Consider the following 17,743-nt stretch of genomic DNA (forward strand, 5'->3'; position numbering starts at 1 on the left):
ATACATATGACCAACACAAAACCAATCTTGAAAGATTTCCCATCAGAATTCACTACAGACAGACTCTTCATCAGAATGCCTTTGCCAGGAGACGGTCCTGCAGTACATGAGGCGATCCTTCATTCTCTTCCTGAGCTAAAGCCATGGATGATCTTCGCACAGCATGAACAGACAGTAGAGGATGTGGAAGCGAATATAAGGGAAAGTCATGCGGAGTTCCTCCAACGAAAGGATTTGAGGCTCTTAATTTTCTTAAAAGAAACCGGTGAGTTCGTCGCATCGTCAGGCTTGCATCGGATCAACTGGTCCATTCCGAAGTTTGAAATTGGCTATTGGATTGATTCCAGGCACAGTGGCAAAGGCTATATAACGGAAGCGGTGGAAGGGATCAGTCAGTTTGCATTGGAACAATTGGGGGCCAACCGTTTGGAGATCCGCTGTGATTCCAAGAACGTGAAGAGCCGTGCGGTCGCAGAAAGAACCGGTTATACTTTAGAGGGAATTCTTAAAAGCAGTGAGCGCGATGTTACCGGGGAATTGCGGGATACATGTGTGTTTGCGAAAGTGAGATCTGAAGTTATTTAGGAGAGGCGAGCGAGTAAAGTGCTTGTCTTTTTTTTAGGAGAAAGGGACAAACACGGTTCCTGTCCTTACTGCCTAACATCTGCTCTTCAATAAAACTTTATTGAAAAACAATAAATGTAGTGGTACATTCATATTATCACGATGAAGCGAGGTGCTTTTATGAAGCATGGTTCTACCCTTTTTTTAAAAATAGCGGTATTTCTTATTGGAACCCCTGTTTTTATTACATGTATAGTTGGGTTGTTTACTCTGATAAAAAATCCAGCAACTCCTGAATACGCGTATATTCTCTACCCTATTGTAGCGGGGATGCTTGTAACCACCATTCCATTTTATTTTGCATTGTTTCAGGCGCTGAAACTTTTGGGGTATATTGATAAAAACGAGGCCTTCTCGCAATTTTCGGTAGAAGCATTAAAGAAAATTAAATTTTGTGCGATTACAATCAGTTGTGTGTATGTTGTAATCATGCCGTTTGTCTTTCTGTTAGCAGATAAAGATGATGCGCCTGGTGCGATCATCATGGGCGCGGTCCCAATCTTTGCATCCATCGTAATTGCTGTATTCGCTGCGGTCCTTCAGAGGCTTTTGCAGGTAGCCATCGACATAAAATCTGAAAATGACTTAACAGTGTGAGGTGAAGACAATGGCTATCATCATAAATGTCGATGTCATGTTGGCAAAAAGAAAAATGAGCGTTACCGAACTTTCAGAAAGAGTCGGAATCACCATGGCAAACCTCTCTATCCTCAAGAATGGCAAAGCCAAAGCCATTCGTTTCTCCACCCTCGAGGCGGTCTGTAAAGCGCTCGACTGCCAACCGGGAGACATTTTGGAGTACAGACCCGAGGAGGAGTAGGTAGAGCAAGGAGCTTTTGAGGATTATAACCATTCCGTTGGTTGATGTATATCTTTTTTTAGGATTTCAACTGGCAGAAGTTAAAAGAGGGTTCTATCGCTTGGACGAAGTGGTAGAACCCTCTTTTTTTCGTAAAATTGTAGAACGTTGGTGTTAACAGGTAGAAGCTCTGTTGGGAAATGTAGAAGCTCACCGAATAAAGGTCGAAGGTGGCGGGGGAAAGGTATAACGTCCTCGCTATATTCCATGAGTCTTTCACAATCTTAGATAGTCTATATAAAATGCGTTGTCCTAAGAATTGGAGCCTCCAAGTTATCTCCTCAACCACATTCCTAACCCATTGACAGAATGAAACAGCATGCTATAATTCCGTTAGATAAAACGTAATGATTTTGATTTAACAAATATTTTAAATCGAAATCATGTCTTTATAAAAGAAAGGAAAAGCGGTTACTGGTTTAAACATGGAAGATCTCCGAGGATTGCAAAGTATAAACTATCCGTTTAAGAGAAGATATCATGATATTCAAGCGGCAGCTTATCTTTGCGACAGGATGATCATTTTAAAAGACGGTCAAATCGAAGAAACAATTAGAACGCAAGATTTAGGCCAAGTACAATCATCCTATGCCAAAAAACTATTACATTCGTTACTAACGATATAAGGAGAGAGACAGATGAAAGGCGCGTTATCTTGGCCCTTTATGAGGCTGTATATTCTGGTGCTCTTCTATTTCAGTGCCAATGCTATCTTAAATGTCATTATTCCTTTGCAAGGAAAGGCACTCGGAGCAACTAATACCACAATAGGAATGATCATGGGGGCCTATTTATTTACTACGATGTTCCTTAGACCATGGGCAGGTCAGTTAATTGCTCGGTACGGTCCCATTCCCATTTTACGTACCATTTTGGTTGTAAACGGAATAGCCTTAATTTTATATGCCGTTACTGGACTGGGCGGCTACGCATTTGCGAGAATCTTGCAGGGTGTGTGTACGGCTTTCTTTTCCATGGCATTGCAGATTGGAATCATGGATGCACTTCCCGAAAAAGATCGCTCCCAAGGAATATCATTGTATTCTCTTTTTTCCTATATTCCAGGAATCATTGGTCCGCTCTTGGCCCTTGGAATATGGCAAGAGGGAATGGGAGCTTTCGGGATAGTCATGGTTACCTTGGCTGTTGTAACAGGTTTGATTGGTTTTACAGCAAGGGTAGGGGGACAGACAGATGTAAAAGCTCCTAGCCACCCATCTTTAGGGGTGGGAAAGGCTTTACGTCAATTAGTAGCTAATCCGGATCTTTCAAGAAGCTGCATACTAATGCTATTTGGGTCCATTGTGTTTGGGGCAACGACCATTTTCATTCCCCTCTATTCGATGCAAGTCCCAGATGGAAATGCTGGAATCTTTCTGATGTTGATGGCCTCTACGGTTGTCGTATCTCGATTTACTTTACGAAAAAGGATCCCGTCCGACGGCAAATGGCATTCTTTCTTTATGATGGCGACTATGCTCTTACTCACAATTGGGACGCTAAGTATCAGCTATGCAATAGAAGGTGGAGCTGTATTCTTCTATTTTGGAGCCATTATGGTTGGGGTCGCTCAAGCACTGCTCTACCCATCACTCACAACGTATCTTAGCCTTGTCCTACCAAAGGCTAGTAGGAATGTGTTATTAGGTCTCTTCATAGCCTCTGCCGACCTCGGAGTGAGCATGGGAGGCGCTGTTATGGGGCCAGTTGCAGATCTTACTTCTTACTCCACCGTATACGTGGTTTGTTCGGTATTGGGGGGAGTAATGACGCTAGTAGCATACCGTCGGAGTATGTGAGTCAGCGTTGTAGGTCCCTTGACCGATCTCCAACATTACGTCTTGAACAATGGAAGTCTGAGGACTTGTAAGACTATAGGTTTGAATTATCAAGGGATGGTTGAAAGTGCTATGATGGGAGCACTGTCAACCATCCCTTTTTATTAAAAGTTGTAGAAGGTTGATGTGAAACGGTAGAACATCATTTGGGAAATGTAGAAGGCTACCGCAAAGATGTATAAGGTAGATGCTGAAATGGTATAAGCTTAAACCGCTATACTACATATCAAACGGATATTGTCCCCTGAAAAATAATATTAAATCTCCAATAACACCGATGCAAAAGAAAATAAAGTAGTAGCTGGCGTTGGAAACTTCCTTATTAAGTAGTTCATTAAATGCTTGCACAAACATTCGGTTAAAACCGAACCAGCTTAGTACCCAGGCAATGATTAAAAAAGCAACAATGGTCATTTTGCATCCTCTCCCCCATAAAAACTACTCTAATATTAACATATTCAACCAACAAGTATCCCACCACCCCAACTGGCAAGCCAAACCTCCATGTGGTACAATCGGAACAGCGATTTTAAACGTGAAGGAAGAGAAAATACATGACAGTACCTGTTCAAAAAAATGAATACTACGATGTTACCGTACAGGATTTAACCCATGATGGTGCCGGCGTAGCAAAAATAGATGGCTTTCCGATCTTCGTCCAAAATGCTCTGCCGGACGAGGAGATTAAAGTTAAAATAATAAAAGTGAAAAAAGGCTACGCATTCGGTCGGCTGGAGGAAATCTACAAGTCAAGCCCTTACCGTGTAGATGCCCCATGCCCCATCTACAAACAATGCGGAGGCTGCCAGCTTCAACATTTGAGCTATGAAGGTCAACTTGTGGCCAAGCAAAAGCAAGTTAAAGATGTCCTTGAACGCATAGGCCACCTAAAAGACGTTCCGGTTCACCCGGTACTTGGTATGGACTATAATCCATGGCGCTACCGCAACAAAGCGCAGGTACCAATTGGGGAACGTGAAGGCGGGCTAATTGCAGGCTTCTACCAACAGCGCAGCCACGAAATCATCGATATGAAGGAATGCTTGATCCAGCAGGAAATAAACGATCGTGTTGTACAAACGGTCCGAGAAATCTGCGATAAGCATGGAGTGCGTGCTTATAATGAAAAAACACACAAAGGTGTGCTGCGACATGTGATGGCCCGTTATGGATTAGTGACTGGTGAAGTGATGATTGTCCTCATTACCCGCACGCCAGACATTACTAACCGCAGAGCGATTGTGGAAGAAATTACTGCCGCCCTACCAGAAGTGAAATCAGTCGTGCAGAACGTAAACACGAAGAAAACGAACGTAATTTTCGGAGACGAAACGCGTGTGCTTTGGGGAAATGAGTATATCTACGATTTCATCGGCGACATCAAGTTTGCCATCTCCGCTAGATCTTTTTATCAGGTCAACCCGGAGCAAACGAAAGTGCTGTATGAAAAAGCCCTAGAATATGCTGACTTAAGCGGGGAAGATAGTGTCATCGACGCTTACTGTGGTATCGGGACCATCTCCTTGTTTTTGGCCCAAAAAGCCAAAAAAGTGTTTGGAGTAGAAATCGTCTCAGAAGCAATTGAAGATGCAAAACGAAATGCAGAACTGAACGAAATTACCAATACGGAGTTTGCCGTGGGAGAAGCGGAAGTCGTGATTCCTAAATGGTATAAGGAAGGGAACAGCGCGGACGTGCTAGTTGTAGATCCGCCACGTAAAGGCTGTGATGAAGCACTGCTGAAAACTATCCTTGAAATGAAGCCAAAGAAGGTAGTATATGTATCCTGTAATCCGGCGACACTTGCGAGAGATTTAAGAGTGTTGGAGGATGGGGGATATAAGACGGTTGAGGTGCAGCCGGTAGACATGTTCCCTCATACGGTACACGTCGAGGCTGTCGCATCATTGGAATTAAAATAATATGTCATCAAAAGCCATAACAACAGGCTTAGGTTGAAGTTAACTCGTTCTTTATGACCCTTGGACTATCAGGTTCAAGGGTTTTTATTTTAGGAAGAGCAAGGGTGGTACCTGACTTCTGCCTTTTACTGAAATGTAAAGGGGCTTTCTAGAAAGCCCCTTGAAATAACTTGCCCTTAACATGAAGGTGGGTGATACGGTAATGTTCTAACACGCCCATCATTATATTCTGTTGTTCAAACATTCCAATTTGCGTCTGAAAGGCAAGGAATTGTTCATCCGTTTCTTTTTGCTTTTAAAGACTAATAAAAGGGGCTTTCTCGTATCTTTTACTCTAGAATCATGAAAGTATTATGACCCAGAGCCAGACCCAGAACCAGATCCAGAGCCAGAATCTGAACCAGAGCCAGAACCAGAGCCAGACCCAGAACCAGATTCAGAACCAAATTCAGACCCAGACCCAGACCCAGACCCAGAGCCAGACCCAGAACCAGACCCAGACCCAGACCCAGACCCAGACCCAGATCCAGAACCAGAGTCAGACCCAGAACCAGATTCAGAACCAAATTCAGAACCAGAACCAGAACCAGAGCCAGAACCAGAGCCAGAACCAGAACCAGAACCAGAACCAGAACCAGAGTCAGATCCAGAGCCAGAACCAGAACCAGAGCCAGAACCAGACCCAGACCCAGACCCAGAGCCAGACCCAGACCCAGACCCAGACCCAGATCCAGAACCAGCTTCTTCAACTTCAGCATCTTGTTTACGTGCGGATCCTGGATTACGGCTTAGGAATCCATCAAGTCCATATCCCCTAGCTTCATTATATAACTTTGAGATTTCTTCTTTCCCCATCTATATTACCTCCTTTTTAATTAAGTCCTTAAAAATAAGGTTACGGTATTTTATGTTGTTCTATTTTTAATGGTTCTCCATATTGCTCAATAAAATCATTATCAAGCGCACAATTTTGTTCATATGATAAGGATAAAATGTGGGGGAGGCAATGATTTAGATGCAATTAAACGAAATATCTACAATAAAAATATCAATAGAACCTAAATTACTACAATCCCTGGAAAACAATATATGGCAGGAGGATCCCATTCCTTCCAAAATAGAAATAAACAACCATACTTACGATATAGGAATAACCTACCGTGGTAATCACACGAGGAAATTCAACAAAAAGTCTTATCGAATTATTTTTAATGAATATAATAAAGAATTTGCAGCGCGAGAAGTTCATCTTAATGCAGAATACTGTGATCCTTCATTAATACGAAATAAGTTATCCTTTGAATTTTTCAAAAAAATTGGGAGTATGGCACCTGACTCCAATCATGTTTTCCTCGAGTTTAATGGAGAGCCTGCAGGCATTTATTTGCTGCTCGAATCCGTAGATGATTTATTTTTGCAAAACAGACAGCTTTCCTATGGCCCCATCTATTACGCAACGAATCATAAAACTAATTTTTCTTTATTAACTACAAAAGGAAAGTTGAAAGACTCCTTGATCTCAGGGTATTTACGTAAGTTAGGAGATGATAAGGACGACCTTGAATTAGAGAGATTCATAGCAAAAATAAACACCATTCCACGCCATGTTTTTGGGGAAGAAATAGAGAAGTACTTGGATGTGAAAAAATACTTGAATTGGCTTTGCGGGGTGATTTGTACACAGAACTATGATGCGTTTATTCAAAATTATGCGCTTCATCGAAATGGTCAAACAGGATTATATGAAATGATTCCTTGGGATTTTGATGCCACGTTCGGTCGGAATTGGAACGGAAAAGTGATGAAATGTGATAAAGTGCCGATTGAAGGATTTAATACACTCACAGCAAGACTTCTTGATGTAAAGGAGTTTCGCAATCAATATCAATTACGTCTAAACGAAATATTAGACACCCACTTTACTACTTCAGAATTAGAGCCACTAATCAGCAATCTCCACAGCAAACTAGGTTCATACCTATCACATGATCCCTACAAAAAAGATACTGTCGAGTTGTTTGATCAAGAGCCAGAATTTATGATGAATTTTATTTTAGATCGAAATCAATATCTTCGGAATCATCTGAAGGACCTGGAATAAAGGCTTGTTCTAAACTCCCGGGATTTAATGAAGCCACTGAAAAACTGATAACGTAATGTTTTTTACGATTCCTAGCTGTGGATTGTAGCAAAAGGCGAAGACTCCTGAGGGAGATAGCGGTAGGTGGAGACCCCGCAGCGAAGCGAGGAGGCTCCAGCACCGCCCCTAGGAAAGCGAAGCCATTTGCGGAAATCCACAGCGGTGTTTAGTAAAATTTCAAAATCAAAGTCTTTTTCAGTGGCTTCGGCGTAGCCGAGGAGGCTCCAGCACCGCCCCTAGGAAAGCGAAGCCATTTGCGAAAATCCACAGCGGTGTTTAGTAAAATTTTAAAACTAAGGTTTTTTAAGTGTCTTCCATCAAATGGGAGTTTTTTTTTGTCTCAATCTGCCTCTCAAGCCCATTTTACACTGCGTAGTCATCCTCCTTTCACGTTTCGGACGAAGCAAAATAGGATATAAAAACACATCCATTTTCCTCCTTTATAGACAAACAAGGATGGATGACGGTGAAACTACTTTCCTAACATCGTAGAAAGCTATATAACTTCATTATATTATTGGGGTGGCTAGACAAATGAGAATTATTGTGACGGGAGCTGCTGGTTTTATCGGCTCCCATTTATGTGAGCGGTTATTAAAAGAAAAAGAGAATGTGGTTATTGGTATCGATGGCTTCATTGATCCTGCTTTGAAACCGATAAAACAGAGAAATTTAGGAAACCTGTTGAACCATCCACGTTTTCAATTTTTAAATAAAAATTTACTAGAGTTGGATTGGAGTAAGGTTTTAGCTAAAGATGATGTGATCTTTCATCTGGCAGCTGTACCAGGAGTTCGATCAAGTTGGGGAAACAACTTTCGATTGTATGTAGAAAATAATATTCTTGTAACACAACGATTGCTGGAAGCGTGTAAAACGATTCCTATTAAGAAGTTGATTTATGCCTCCACTTCTTCTGTTTACGGGGAGAAAATAGGGAGGGTTTCTGAAGATAGTGTACCTTTTCCACTCTCTCCTTATGGAGTAACGAAACTTACAGGAGAGTATTTATGTAAGGTGTATAGTGAAAATGATGGAATACCGATAACCATGCTTCGCTATTTTACCGTGTATGGACCTAGGCAGCGTTCTGATATGGCTTTTCATAAATTTATTGCATGCATCATAAAAAAGAAACCCATTCCCATATACGGAGATGGAAAGCAAACGCGTGACTTTACGTATATAGGGGACTGTGTGGAAGGAACAGTTTCCGTTCTCCATGCGGACCATGTTATTGGGGAAACGATTAACATAGGGGGAAAGGAACGTAAATCTATCTTAGAAGTTGTTGAAATACTAGAAGAGATTACGGGTCAAAAAACTTCGCTAGACTTTATTGGAAAACCGCGCGGGGAACCAAGGCATACATGGGCTGATATTACAAAAGCAGAAAAGCTACTACACTATTCACCAACTGTGTCCTTAAAAGAGGGGCTTCAATATGAGTTAAAGGATTTACTAGATTTATATAAGGAGGTGTAGGATGAAGCTTGCCTATATTTGTACAGAAAAATTACCTTCCCCTGCTGTTAGGGGAGGGGCAATTCAGATGATGATTGACGGTGTGGTACCGTTTCTCCGTGAAAAATATGAATTAACCATTTTCTCTGTGACCGATGAAGCCCTTCCAGATGAAGAAATCCGTGACGGGGTGGAATACATCCGTCTTCCCCAACAGGATTATGAAATACATGTTGCACAAAAATTAAGGGAAAATACGTACCACATGGTTCATGTTTTTAACCGGCCATTAAACATCCCGCTTTATAAAAAAGCTTCACCTTCTAGCCAATTTATTTTAGGACTTCATAATGATATGCTCGCTGAAAAGAAAGTACCCTATGAAACGGGACAGGAAATTGTACGTTCTGTAAAACGGATTGTGACCGTGAGTAACTATATTAAACAAACCGTGTTAGAACGATTTCCGGAGGCTGAATCAAAAATTAAAGTGGTTTACTCCGGTGTCAACTTGAAAGAATATCCCCCCGTGTGGACAAAAGAAGGCCAGAAAATTAGAAATAAATATCGAAAAAAATACAAGATCGAGAATAAAAAGGCTATTTTATTTGCAGGGAGGATAACGAAAGGGAAGGGCGTCCATTATCTTATCGAAGCCTTTAAAGCGATAGCTAAAAGACATTCTGACGCTGTTCTTGTGATTGCAGGAGGAAAATGGTTTAGTGATAATGGGGTTAATAATTATGTTCGATATGTGAGGAAATTAGCGGAACCGCTAGGGGATAAAGTGATTTTCACGAACTTTATCCCAGCAAATGAAATTCCGAACATCTTTTTAATGAGTGATATTTTTGTATGTCCTTCACAATGGCAAGAGCCACTAGCACGGGTACACTATGAAGCATTCGCTGCTGGAATTCCTGTTATCACTACTAATAGAGGGGGAAATGCAGAAGTCGTATCTCATCAGAAAACGGGATATGTTATTGATGAGTATGATCAAGTGAGGGAGTTTGCCAAAGGGATTCAATTTTATTTAAAAAATAAGCAAGAGGCAGAACGAGTGACGAAAAATGCTCGAGAATTAGTGGAATTGAATTTTCAATTCCAACATGTTGCTGACCGATTAATGAACGTATACGATGAACTAACTCCGAAAAAAGAGGAACCGTTATTTAATCGAATGTTTGGTGGAATGTAATTGCCGATACAAATAATGAGGATGAGAAAAAGGTAACCAGTCAACCTTTTTCTCATCCTCATTTTGTGTTTTCTAAGCCATTATTTGAAAACCGTTCATTTTCTCTTTTCTACAATCACTTCTTTATTTATCCAAGGTTTAGACTCAGTAGGTTTCTTCCTCACTTTTTTCTTCGGTGGTATTGGCGCTTCTTCTTTAATAGGAGAAATTTTTTCTTCTTTAAGATCAGGAGATAAGGGTTTAGTTGCCTCGCGTTTCTCTTCTTCCTCCATTTCCTCTTCCATTTCCTCCATTATGACAATAGACTGTTCTATCTCTTCATCTAATGATGAATCAATATCTGAAAAGAAGGGATTTCTTCTGTTCATAAAAAACATGTAATTGAAATATTCCGCAATTGTTCTCGGTTGTCTTGGTTTCGGTGCTTCTACCTTCTTTTCGATCTCTTTCTCTTCAATCTCTTTCTCTTCTACAACGATAGCGTTATTTTCCGTTTCTTCTTTATCTTTAGGAAGATCTTGGTTGGGTAGCTCTAAACTTTCTAGCTCCTCATTGGTTTCATCAAGGGCAATATTATGTTTAATTTTGTATTCGATTTCACTCCAAACCTCAGATATATCGCTGATTACACGGTCCCAATTGTGATTTTCTTCAGCGAATTGACGGCCATATTCACCCATCTTTTTACAGAGAGAAGGATTGGATAGTAACTTAGAAATATGAGTAACAAATTCTTGAGAATCTTCTGGTGTTTCGACGATATACCCATTTTTTCCAACTTCGATAACTTCAGGGTTTCCTCCTCGAGCGGTCGTCACAATCGGTAGCCCTGCTGCCATCGCTTCATAGTGGACACGGGCTAACGGTTCTTCCCACTGTGAGGGACATACAAATATATCGGCCGTAGCAAACCAGTCTTGAATTTGGTCTGGTTGAACGAATCCTGTAGTGATTACGGGTATAGGTAGCCTGTCAGCAATTGATTTGATATAGGCAATGTAATCGCTCATACGATTATCACTAAAGCCTTTGGCACCCATTAGAACTAACGCGATATCTGGGAATTTTTTGGACAAGTCCTCCATGGATCGTAAGAGTATATCTGCGCCTTTATTTGCGGAAAGCCTGCCGGCAAACAAAATGACCTTTTTGGATCCCAGCTGATGTTGTTGACGCATGGATGATCGAATATTTCTCCCTTTATTAGAATAAACAGGAACAAAGCGATCTAGGTCAACACCCGAATAGATCGTTTTTACTTTATTTTCAGCCTCTGGGAATAGCTTGACAATTTCCTCTCCGATGTAATTGCTGATGGTAATGATTTTATCTAATTGGGCGATGGCTTCCTTGCCTTCCTCAGGTGAAATCTTCTCTCGTTTGAACATGTCATTGTGCATGCTCAAGATGATTCTTGATTTCGGTGCTACTTCCCGGATAGGTAAAACAAGGCGGGGACGATTAAAAATATGAATTAAGTCAAAAGACTGCTCTTTGATGTATTCGACTACCCCTGCGCGATAAGTTTCCAAAAGGCCTCCAGGAACTCTCACATACTGGATACCATCTTTTGTTTCCTTATCAGGTAAGGTTTCATCTTGACGCCCTAGTATCGTAATCGAATGTTTTTGTTTTAAGCTTGGAACAGCTCCTGATATATATGTTTGAATCGCACCGCCTTTAACTGGTGGGACTGGAAGCTTTTCCGTACTAACGATGAGTACCTTCATTTTCTTTTTCCCCCTCTCCATTCTGCGCGTAATTGTTCCAGCACAGGCCACTTGGTTTGATCGATTTCAACGATTCTATTTACAACAGCATCCAGCTCGGTACTTAAGGCGATGGTAGGCTCAAATAAGATATCTTTTACATTCTTGTAAAAAAGGTTAGGAAGGGAGAACTCGACTAACAAGATTTCGAATAATTCGTCTGTAATCGGATTGGCCTCATCATATGCATCCAACATGGCAACAATCCAATTAATATCCCATTTACCGAGATCATCCATCGAACCACCGATTAATTTACGTAAATCTCGAATTGGGATATCATACGCCACTCCATCCAGATCAATAATCCACATTCCTCCTGGACCCATTTGGCCATTTGACCATCCGTAATCCTGGTGAACTAATCCCCATTCTTCATTGCCCAAAGCGACTAGCTGTTGATAAGGCGATTCTTCCAGCTTCGTGATGGCATTCTTAGCCTGCTCTTCAAACATATCAACCGTGTTCAAAATGGTCTTGCTTGCAGGCATTTCCGAATATAACTTGGCAATATCTCGGAACCATTTCATTTTTTTCATCACTTTTTGATACGTTTTTGGCCAACGGTAAAGCCTTGAAGCGACCTCAGCTCCTTTAGGTGGAACATATCCTTTTGAAAGTTGATGAAATTCTCCGATTGCATTGCTCAACAGCTTTGCCCCTTCTATGTCTGCAGAAACTGGTTGAAGCGGTTCAATCCATTCAGCTACAAACCAAATCTTCCCTCCCATTTCTACGACATTACTATCACTTTTTGTCTTGATAATCGCAGGCACTCGAGCATTCTTTTCGTTCACTAAATATTCCTGTGCCCCTATACTAAATAAACTCCGTGTCGGTCTTCGATGGAGTATTTTCAAGCTTTTTGGACCTTTGTTTGTTTCCATTTTCCATATTAGTCCGCCTTTATCTGCCTTCGTGGTAATAACTACCCTACTACTCACGGTGAAATCATAATGCTTAATGACTTCGTCTGCCATTTGCTCTATATATGGCGGAACATAAAATTCACCTAAGGTTTCATCAGCATCATCCCACGGCATAATGAGTTCTTCCAAGCTGTTCATTCCCTTCTCTGAGTATATTGTCTATCTATAGTATTCATTGGGATAGAAACAGGATAGTCATTTGTCCATTATTAAGAAATAATAGGTAAACGTTTAGGAGTAAGTTCATACTTGCAGGTGGAAAGTTTGTACCGAAATGAGTGGAGTTTTGCAAAAATGGTCCATCTTTATCCCAATTCTTCATAAGTTGCTGCCCATTCTTTAAAAAGAGAATGGGTCCTTCATTCAATTATTCTCAAACCCATATCTTCCTACTTCATCGTTTTTAGAGCACCTCACTTCAGCTAGATTCATATGTTACTGTAACTGGAAAGGAGGGTGGAGATGTATTTTAAACAAGTAATGAAGATGGACCATTCTACAAATAGTATGAACACAGCAAAGTTTAAGTTTGTTTCTGAAAAAAATGATTTCATTCCAACTTGCCATATTGAAGGGAAGATTCATCAAGTTGGTATTGATTATGTGAATTTGCTTTTAGACAATAATGAACTTGTCACCATATTGACGAATCGGATTTCAAAAATAGTCTGGCTAGATCCCGAATGTACCGGCATTTGCAGGAAGTGTCACCATCATACGTGTCGTTGTGTAGAATTTAACAGGGAGCATGATGACTTTGAAATAGATGAACATTGTGAGGAATGTGGAGATGATCATGAGCATGATGATGACCATGATCATGACGATTGTTTCCCTAAATGCACATGTTATTGTGACTTTGCTATCCCTTTCTGTGATGACAAGTTTGAATTAAGGCTAGCTGGGTTAACTCATGGAGTAAACTGGGAGCTTTTCCGTCATATAGGCTGTAGAGTTAAGCTTGAGATTAATGGTGAAGAATAATGAAAAAAAGGAATTCCCCGTTGTTGGGGGATTCCTTTTTTTAGGGCGTTGTGAAGAACCCTTCAATATTTTTAGTTTTAACTTGTAGCGGTTGATCTTCGTTACAGGAGCTCCACTTTCTGTGGGTGGTCCGGGAGCCTCTTCGACTTCGCCGTGGCCACTGAAAAAGTCTTGATTTTAGTATTTTTATAAACACCGCTGTTGATTTCCGCAAATGGCTTCGCTTTCCTAGGGGCGCTGCTGGAGCCTCCTCGGCTACGCCTGCGGGGTCTCCACCTAGCGCTATCTCCCTCAGGAGTCTTCGCCTTTTGCTTCAATCACCAGCTAGGAAACATAAAAAACTTTACGTTATCAGTTTTTCAGTGGCCTCGCTTCGCCTGTGGGGTCTCCCCTGTCCCTTCCTCCCGCAGGAGTCTACGCTCCTTTCACTACGATCAACGGGGTTCCGAAGAACAGAAAGAACTATGTCCTAAGAAAATCCCCATTATTAGGGGATTCCTTTTCTAATGTGGGCGGATAACGTGACATTCAAACAATCTATCTGTCAGTGCTTCCTGTTCGATTTCAATGGTGAGGATGTCATCAAAATTAATTCCTTCTTTTTTGCCATCCCTACTTATTTCTATTTTTCGCCTATCAGTGGATAGCAAGGTTCCCTCTATTTCCTTTTCCTCATCAATCTTCTTTACATACACTAGGCATCCAACGTAACTTTCAAGGAATAACCATAGTTCAATGCCGTAAAAAAGGTTGAGTAAAAAAGGGCTTTTTGAGACAACTTCACTAAAATGAAGCGTGATACATCTTCGGAGGCATAGGGAGATATCAATTAATTCTTGGTCTTCCATATAATTTTCATCATTTTCTAATTGATTGATCCATACAATTCTTTCGAAAGGGATTAATAGTAAATTGCCAACATTGGTTTGTAAAATCAGGAAGTTTATTCCTGCATCAACTATTGCACCTTTCAATGGCGGTGTCGTTTCTTCATCTTCGCAAGAAACAGTTACACTCACACATTTCATTCGAAGTCCTCGAAGATATTCTTGAAAAGCTCTTAAGTTTTCTTCATCACTTTCTAAAGCAAGAGCTAACAGGAGTTGATTAGCCTTTTCAATACATTCCTGTAGTTCTTCTAATTCCTCAGGTGGCAGGGAACTAGTTGGAGAAGGAAATTTAGGTTGTGGAATCCTTTCTGGACATTTATATGGTGAACAAAAGAGACTGTCATCGTGATCTGGTGGAACACAATCAGGGCATTTAAAACGGTTCGTATGCTTATCTTTCCAGTCTGAATGATGACAGCATCTGTGGAATTTAGAAAGTTTTATTCTAGCCACACTCCTTTCTAGTATATAGACCTAGTATATGGGGGCGATAAAATTTGGAATGGGCATTTATAACTGAAGTTCGAAATAAGTACCATTATTCATGAAACCTGTAAAAATTCATGACAATACCAATATGAGTAAAGTATTTTGTAAGCGTGCATACAACAAGCTCATTGTACATATTTGTAAATCATATGTGATGAAATATGAGGTGGATGGTTGGTGATAGAACATTTGGGGTTACTATTCTACGGAAATATCATGATTACATTATTAGTCTATTTCTACGTATTTAGAATTCGAAAGCTTATTGGTTTTCAGCTGGGCATGAACCTATCCACATTGGTCGGCGGCTTCTTGGCCATTATTTCGGGAGTTGTGTTGATCTATCAATTTCCGTTGATGTATGTGTGGATTACCATGATTACGACTTTGATCGGGATGATTTTTGGCGCATTAGTTGGCGGGTTATTTGATTATCAGACACTTTTAACCGGCTATGTGAATGGCATGATGATGGGAATTATGGCACCTATGGTGGGGGCTGCAGCGAAGGGGGATCCTGTTTTTCTTGTATTTTTAGAGGGTATCTTTGTTTTTTCTCTCATTTTGTTCGTCTCATCCACTAGACAAACATAAAGGAAGGCTGTTTTTTATGAAAAGCCTGAAGTAAAGAGGGAATCAGATGACTTTTTTTCTTGTTGGCATGATGGGATGGAATATTCTAATGGGATTAACCATTTATAAGATTTTGTATGGCAAAAGAAAACTATTTAGTGATCGATTTGGCATGGTTATGGCCATGAGTTGCAGTGGTATTTTAAGTTTAGTATTGGCGATGTTGTTACATTTTCTCTTCCCCATTCAGCTTTCGTTCATCCTTTTTCTCTCCTCCATAGTAGGAGGAACTATTGGGTTATTACTGGGTGCACTCGTTAACTTTCAATCTCTTTTATCCGGTTTTACACATGGAGTAGTAGGGAGCATTATGGGGACAATGTTGAGTGCTGTTATTCAAGATCCGTCTCTATGTAGCCTCCCACCCTCCTATACGATGAGTCTTGAACAGAGTATCGTTACATTTAGTCTTTTCGTAACAAGCCTGGTAGTGCTAACCATAAGTTTAGTTTATTACTCGCTACGAGTTTAGGGGGAATATGACCAAACAGGAGATGGAGATGTGGAAAAAACTAACCAAGAGAATAAGAGGAAAATATTCTTAGATGATTATAGAAAAGAATTGATGGAAAAACGTCAACAAGAAATGATGAAAGAAGATATTATTAATGAATTTAACGTGAAAAAGGGGCATGGAAGTACATCTCCCACTACAGGAACAACGACGGAAGAGACTCGACTCTTAATGGAGTATATTGATCGTGCCAACATGTTTACTATTTCCAAGCATAATGAAGAAAGGGGGAAATTGTTAACCTACCGAAAATTTTTTAAGTCGAGAAGGAATCAACAGGTGGAAGTGTATTATAAATGCGGCTCTAAGTCCATCTATAAAGAGGGAAAGGTTAGTACCATTGGGCGTGATTTTGTTATGCTCACAAATTTAAGAGAAAGAATATGGATTCCCTACAGGGTCATAAAGTCAGCAAATATTCCGTATGGGATCCCTAATTACTCCAATACCCACCAGCACTTTATTTTTGATAACAATTTAAGAAAAAAACTGCTGTATCAATTTGGAGAAACCGTCTCTAAGCGTGATGTATTAAAGCAGCAGTTTTTTGAAGAATCCCTAATGACCAATTTGGAAACATGGAAAGAAACATGGATTGTTACCTTTTTAGATGAAGATTCAAAAAAAGTTGGCAAAATAAAAAACATAAAAGATCAGCACCTTACGATGGAATTTTTGGGTAAGTCGATGGAAATCCCAGTAAAGGAGATTCAATACATAGAGACGATAAGGGCTCTAACTGTCATATCTGAAATATGGAAATCATTATCTATTACTAGCAGGACATAAAGGAGGTTTTATACATGTCTCATGAAAACCATGAAGTAAAAGAAGACGAACAAACGGAAGTAAGGGAACAAAAGAAAGTAAGAGAAGATCGATTGTTAAAGGAATTAAAGGATTTAAAGGGGGAGGATATTCTCCTTGTGACAGAGTCTGACCAATTAAACCTTTTTGGTCAAACATTTAGACCTGTCTTTACTGGAACCATATTCGATGTTCAACAAGGTCATATAACGCTTTATCCAGTTATCATCAAAATTGTGAATGCTCCATTTTTCGAGTTTCCAACACCACTTAGCTTTCCACTAGAAAAAATTGCACACTTCACGCCAAACTTTGATCCAAGAGAACGCTTTCCATTAACGTAAGTAAGCACTTTTAAAGGGGGATTCGTATGACACATACCACGGATGGAAATTGGATTCATTCTCCTTCGATAAATGATATTCATGATGAAGGGGTAATTCAAGATTTCAGAGATGGAATTGGAAAAAAAGCATTTATCTTGACGCCTTCTTTTCCATTTGTATTCATTGGAAAGATTGTGGAGGTAATTGAAGATTATGTATTACTTGATACACAGGTTACAACAATAGCTGAATTAGAGAATCGTAATTGGTTTATTCACGTCCATAGTATCGAAACTTACTATATAGAAACGAAAGGATTACCGAGAATTCCGAAATTGATGGAAGACTTTTAAC

20 protein-coding genes are annotated in these 17,743 nt (G+C 40.2%); 15 read left to right on the forward strand and 5 right to left on the reverse strand.

Features of this window, described 5'->3' with window-relative positions:
• Positions 1 to 6: 6 nt before the first annotated feature.
• The 5 genes from AAV98_RS03285 to cntE all read left to right on the forward strand — a co-directional run bounded on the left by AAV98_RS03285 (position 7) and on the right by cntE (position 3,282).
• Positions 7 to 585, forward strand: coding sequence for a GNAT family N-acetyltransferase (locus AAV98_RS03285; RefSeq protein WP_060664133.1), 579 nt, complete (start codon positions 7 to 9; stop codon positions 583 to 585).
• Between the two features lie 159 nt (positions 586 to 744).
• Positions 745 to 1,221: a DUF2975 domain-containing protein gene (locus AAV98_RS03290; protein WP_060664134.1), complete on the forward strand. Its 477-nt coding sequence runs from the start codon at positions 745 to 747 to the stop codon at positions 1,219 to 1,221.
• A 10-nt stretch (positions 1,222 to 1,231) separates the two neighbouring features.
• Positions 1,232 to 1,444 (forward strand): helix-turn-helix domain-containing protein, encoded by a 213-nt coding sequence (locus AAV98_RS03295; RefSeq protein WP_060664135.1) that lies wholly within the window; start codon positions 1,232 to 1,234, stop codon positions 1,442 to 1,444.
• Positions 1,445 to 1,908: 464 nt separating this feature from the next.
• Complete coding sequence (locus AAV98_RS20145) at positions 1,909 to 2,109, forward strand: hypothetical protein (RefSeq protein WP_156317600.1); 201 nt, start codon at positions 1,909 to 1,911, stop codon at positions 2,107 to 2,109.
• Between the two features lie 12 nt (positions 2,110 to 2,121).
• Complete coding sequence (gene cntE / locus AAV98_RS03300; RefSeq protein ID WP_060664136.1) at positions 2,122 to 3,282, forward strand: staphylopine family metallophore export MFS transporter CntE; 1,161 nt, start codon at positions 2,122 to 2,124, stop codon at positions 3,280 to 3,282.
• Between the two features lie 258 nt (positions 3,283 to 3,540).
• Here the strand turns inward: cntE and AAV98_RS03305 are convergent, their stop codons facing one another.
• Positions 3,541 to 3,735: a hypothetical protein gene (locus AAV98_RS03305; RefSeq protein WP_060664137.1), complete on the reverse strand. Its 195-nt coding sequence runs from the start codon at positions 3,733 to 3,735 to the stop codon at positions 3,541 to 3,543.
• A gap of 140 nt (positions 3,736 to 3,875) precedes the next feature.
• Here AAV98_RS03305 and rlmD point away from each other — a divergent pair, with 140 nt between their 5' ends.
• The gene (gene rlmD, locus AAV98_RS03310; RefSeq protein WP_060664138.1) at positions 3,876 to 5,243 is read left to right on the forward strand and encodes a 23S rRNA (uracil(1939)-C(5))-methyltransferase RlmD; all 1,368 of its coding nucleotides are present in this window, start codon (positions 3,876 to 3,878) and stop codon (positions 5,241 to 5,243) included.
• Positions 5,244 to 5,594: 351 nt separating this feature from the next.
• On the opposite strand, the gene AAV98_RS20150 is transcribed toward rlmD, so the two are convergent.
• Positions 5,595 to 6,098, reverse strand: coding sequence for a hypothetical protein (locus tag AAV98_RS20150; protein WP_156317602.1), 504 nt, complete (start codon positions 6,096 to 6,098; stop codon positions 5,595 to 5,597).
• 160 nt (positions 6,099 to 6,258) lie between these two features.
• Here AAV98_RS20150 and AAV98_RS03320 point away from each other — a divergent pair, with 160 nt between their 5' ends.
• The 3 genes from AAV98_RS03320 (at position 6,259) to AAV98_RS03330 (ending at position 10,048) form a co-directional block, all read left to right on the forward strand.
• Positions 6,259 to 7,344: a CotH kinase family protein gene (locus tag AAV98_RS03320; RefSeq protein WP_060664139.1), complete on the forward strand. Its 1,086-nt coding sequence runs from the start codon at positions 6,259 to 6,261 to the stop codon at positions 7,342 to 7,344.
• A 573-nt stretch (positions 7,345 to 7,917) separates the two neighbouring features.
• Positions 7,918 to 8,868 (forward strand): NAD-dependent epimerase/dehydratase family protein, encoded by a 951-nt coding sequence (locus AAV98_RS03325; RefSeq protein WP_060664140.1) that lies wholly within the window; start codon positions 7,918 to 7,920, stop codon positions 8,866 to 8,868.
• 1 nt (position 8,869) lies between these two features.
• Positions 8,870 to 10,048 (forward strand): glycosyltransferase family 4 protein, encoded by a 1,179-nt coding sequence (locus AAV98_RS03330; RefSeq protein WP_060664141.1) that lies wholly within the window; start codon positions 8,870 to 8,872, stop codon positions 10,046 to 10,048.
• Between the two features lie 95 nt (positions 10,049 to 10,143).
• Here AAV98_RS03330 and AAV98_RS03335 read toward each other — a convergent pair whose 3' ends face one another.
• Positions 10,144 to 11,778: a glycosyltransferase family 4 protein gene (locus AAV98_RS03335; protein WP_060664142.1), complete on the reverse strand. Its 1,635-nt coding sequence runs from the start codon at positions 11,776 to 11,778 to the stop codon at positions 10,144 to 10,146.
• Positions 11,775 to 12,884: a CotS family spore coat protein gene (locus AAV98_RS03340; RefSeq protein ID WP_060664143.1), complete on the reverse strand. Its 1,110-nt coding sequence runs from the start codon at positions 12,882 to 12,884 to the stop codon at positions 11,775 to 11,777. The genes AAV98_RS03335 and AAV98_RS03340 overlap by 4 nt, the downstream gene beginning before the upstream one ends.
• A 324-nt stretch (positions 12,885 to 13,208) precedes the next feature.
• Here AAV98_RS03340 and AAV98_RS03350 point away from each other — a divergent pair, with 324 nt between their 5' ends.
• Complete coding sequence (locus AAV98_RS03350) at positions 13,209 to 13,730, forward strand: hypothetical protein (RefSeq protein ID WP_060664145.1); 522 nt, start codon at positions 13,209 to 13,211, stop codon at positions 13,728 to 13,730.
• 503 nt (positions 13,731 to 14,233) lie between these two features.
• On the opposite strand, the gene AAV98_RS03355 is transcribed toward AAV98_RS03350, so the two are convergent.
• A complete protein-coding gene (locus AAV98_RS03355) occupies positions 14,234 to 15,073 on the reverse strand; it encodes a hypothetical protein (RefSeq protein ID WP_060664146.1) in 840 nt (279 codons plus the stop codon).
• A gap of 213 nt (positions 15,074 to 15,286) precedes the next feature.
• Here AAV98_RS03355 and AAV98_RS03360 point away from each other — a divergent pair, with 213 nt between their 5' ends.
• The 5 genes from AAV98_RS03360 to AAV98_RS03380 are packed head-to-tail and all read left to right on the forward strand — an operon-like array spanning position 15,287 to position 17,742.
• The gene (locus AAV98_RS03360; protein WP_231687683.1) at positions 15,287 to 15,703 is read left to right on the forward strand and encodes a hypothetical protein; all 417 of its coding nucleotides are present in this window, start codon (positions 15,287 to 15,289) and stop codon (positions 15,701 to 15,703) included.
• Positions 15,704 to 15,749: 46 nt separating this feature from the next.
• Positions 15,750 to 16,214, forward strand: coding sequence for a hypothetical protein (locus AAV98_RS03365; RefSeq protein WP_060664147.1), 465 nt, complete (start codon positions 15,750 to 15,752; stop codon positions 16,212 to 16,214).
• 30 nt (positions 16,215 to 16,244) lie between these two features.
• Positions 16,245 to 17,045, forward strand: a complete 801-nt coding sequence (locus tag AAV98_RS03370; protein WP_231687684.1) for a hypothetical protein — start codon at positions 16,245 to 16,247, stop codon at positions 17,043 to 17,045.
• A 14-nt stretch (positions 17,046 to 17,059) separates the two neighbouring features.
• Positions 17,060 to 17,407, forward strand: coding sequence for a hypothetical protein (locus AAV98_RS03375; RefSeq protein ID WP_082380754.1), 348 nt, complete (start codon positions 17,060 to 17,062; stop codon positions 17,405 to 17,407).
• A gap of 26 nt (positions 17,408 to 17,433) precedes the next feature.
• Complete coding sequence (locus AAV98_RS03380) at positions 17,434 to 17,742, forward strand: hypothetical protein (protein ID WP_060664148.1); 309 nt, start codon at positions 17,434 to 17,436, stop codon at positions 17,740 to 17,742.
• The last annotated feature ends 1 nt before the right edge of the window (position 17,743 follow it).

Source organism: Bacillus sp. CHD6a (assembly GCF_001293645.1).
Classification (GTDB): domain Bacteria; phylum Bacillota; class Bacilli; order Bacillales; family Bacillaceae_I; genus Sutcliffiella_A.

Coding starts and splice junctions, on each gene's coding strand:
- AAV98_RS03285 (WP_060664133.1), top strand. CDS start 7: ATGACCAACACAAAACCAATCTTGAAAGATTTCCCATCAGAATTCACT.
- AAV98_RS03290 (WP_060664134.1), top strand. CDS start 745: ATGAAGCATGGTTCTACCCTTTTTTTAAAAATAGCGGTATTTCTTATT.
- AAV98_RS03295 (WP_060664135.1), top strand. CDS start 1,232: ATGGCTATCATCATAAATGTCGATGTCATGTTGGCAAAAAGAAAAATG.
- AAV98_RS20145 (WP_156317600.1), top strand. CDS start 1,909: ATGGAAGATCTCCGAGGATTGCAAAGTATAAACTATCCGTTTAAGAGA.
- cntE (WP_060664136.1), top strand. CDS start 2,122: ATGAAAGGCGCGTTATCTTGGCCCTTTATGAGGCTGTATATTCTGGTG.
- AAV98_RS03305 (WP_060664137.1), bottom strand. CDS start 3,735: ATGACCATTGTTGCTTTTTTAATCATTGCCTGGGTACTAAGCTGGTTC.
- rlmD (WP_060664138.1), top strand. CDS start 3,876: ATGACAGTACCTGTTCAAAAAAATGAATACTACGATGTTACCGTACAG.
- AAV98_RS20150 (WP_156317602.1), bottom strand. CDS start 6,098: ATGGGGAAAGAAGAAATCTCAAAGTTATATAATGAAGCTAGGGGATAT.
- AAV98_RS03320 (WP_060664139.1), top strand. CDS start 6,259: ATGCAATTAAACGAAATATCTACAATAAAAATATCAATAGAACCTAAA.
- AAV98_RS03325 (WP_060664140.1), top strand. CDS start 7,918: ATGAGAATTATTGTGACGGGAGCTGCTGGTTTTATCGGCTCCCATTTA.
- AAV98_RS03330 (WP_060664141.1), top strand. CDS start 8,870: ATGAAGCTTGCCTATATTTGTACAGAAAAATTACCTTCCCCTGCTGTT.
- AAV98_RS03335 (WP_060664142.1), bottom strand. CDS start 11,778: ATGAAGGTACTCATCGTTAGTACGGAAAAGCTTCCAGTCCCACCAGTT.
- AAV98_RS03340 (WP_060664143.1), bottom strand. CDS start 12,884: ATGAACAGCTTGGAAGAACTCATTATGCCGTGGGATGATGCTGATGAA.
- AAV98_RS03350 (WP_060664145.1), top strand. CDS start 13,209: ATGTATTTTAAACAAGTAATGAAGATGGACCATTCTACAAATAGTATG.
- AAV98_RS03365 (WP_060664147.1), top strand. CDS start 15,750: ATGACTTTTTTTCTTGTTGGCATGATGGGATGGAATATTCTAATGGGA.
- AAV98_RS03375 (WP_082380754.1), top strand. CDS start 17,060: ATGTCTCATGAAAACCATGAAGTAAAAGAAGACGAACAAACGGAAGTA.
- AAV98_RS03380 (WP_060664148.1), top strand. CDS start 17,434: ATGACACATACCACGGATGGAAATTGGATTCATTCTCCTTCGATAAAT.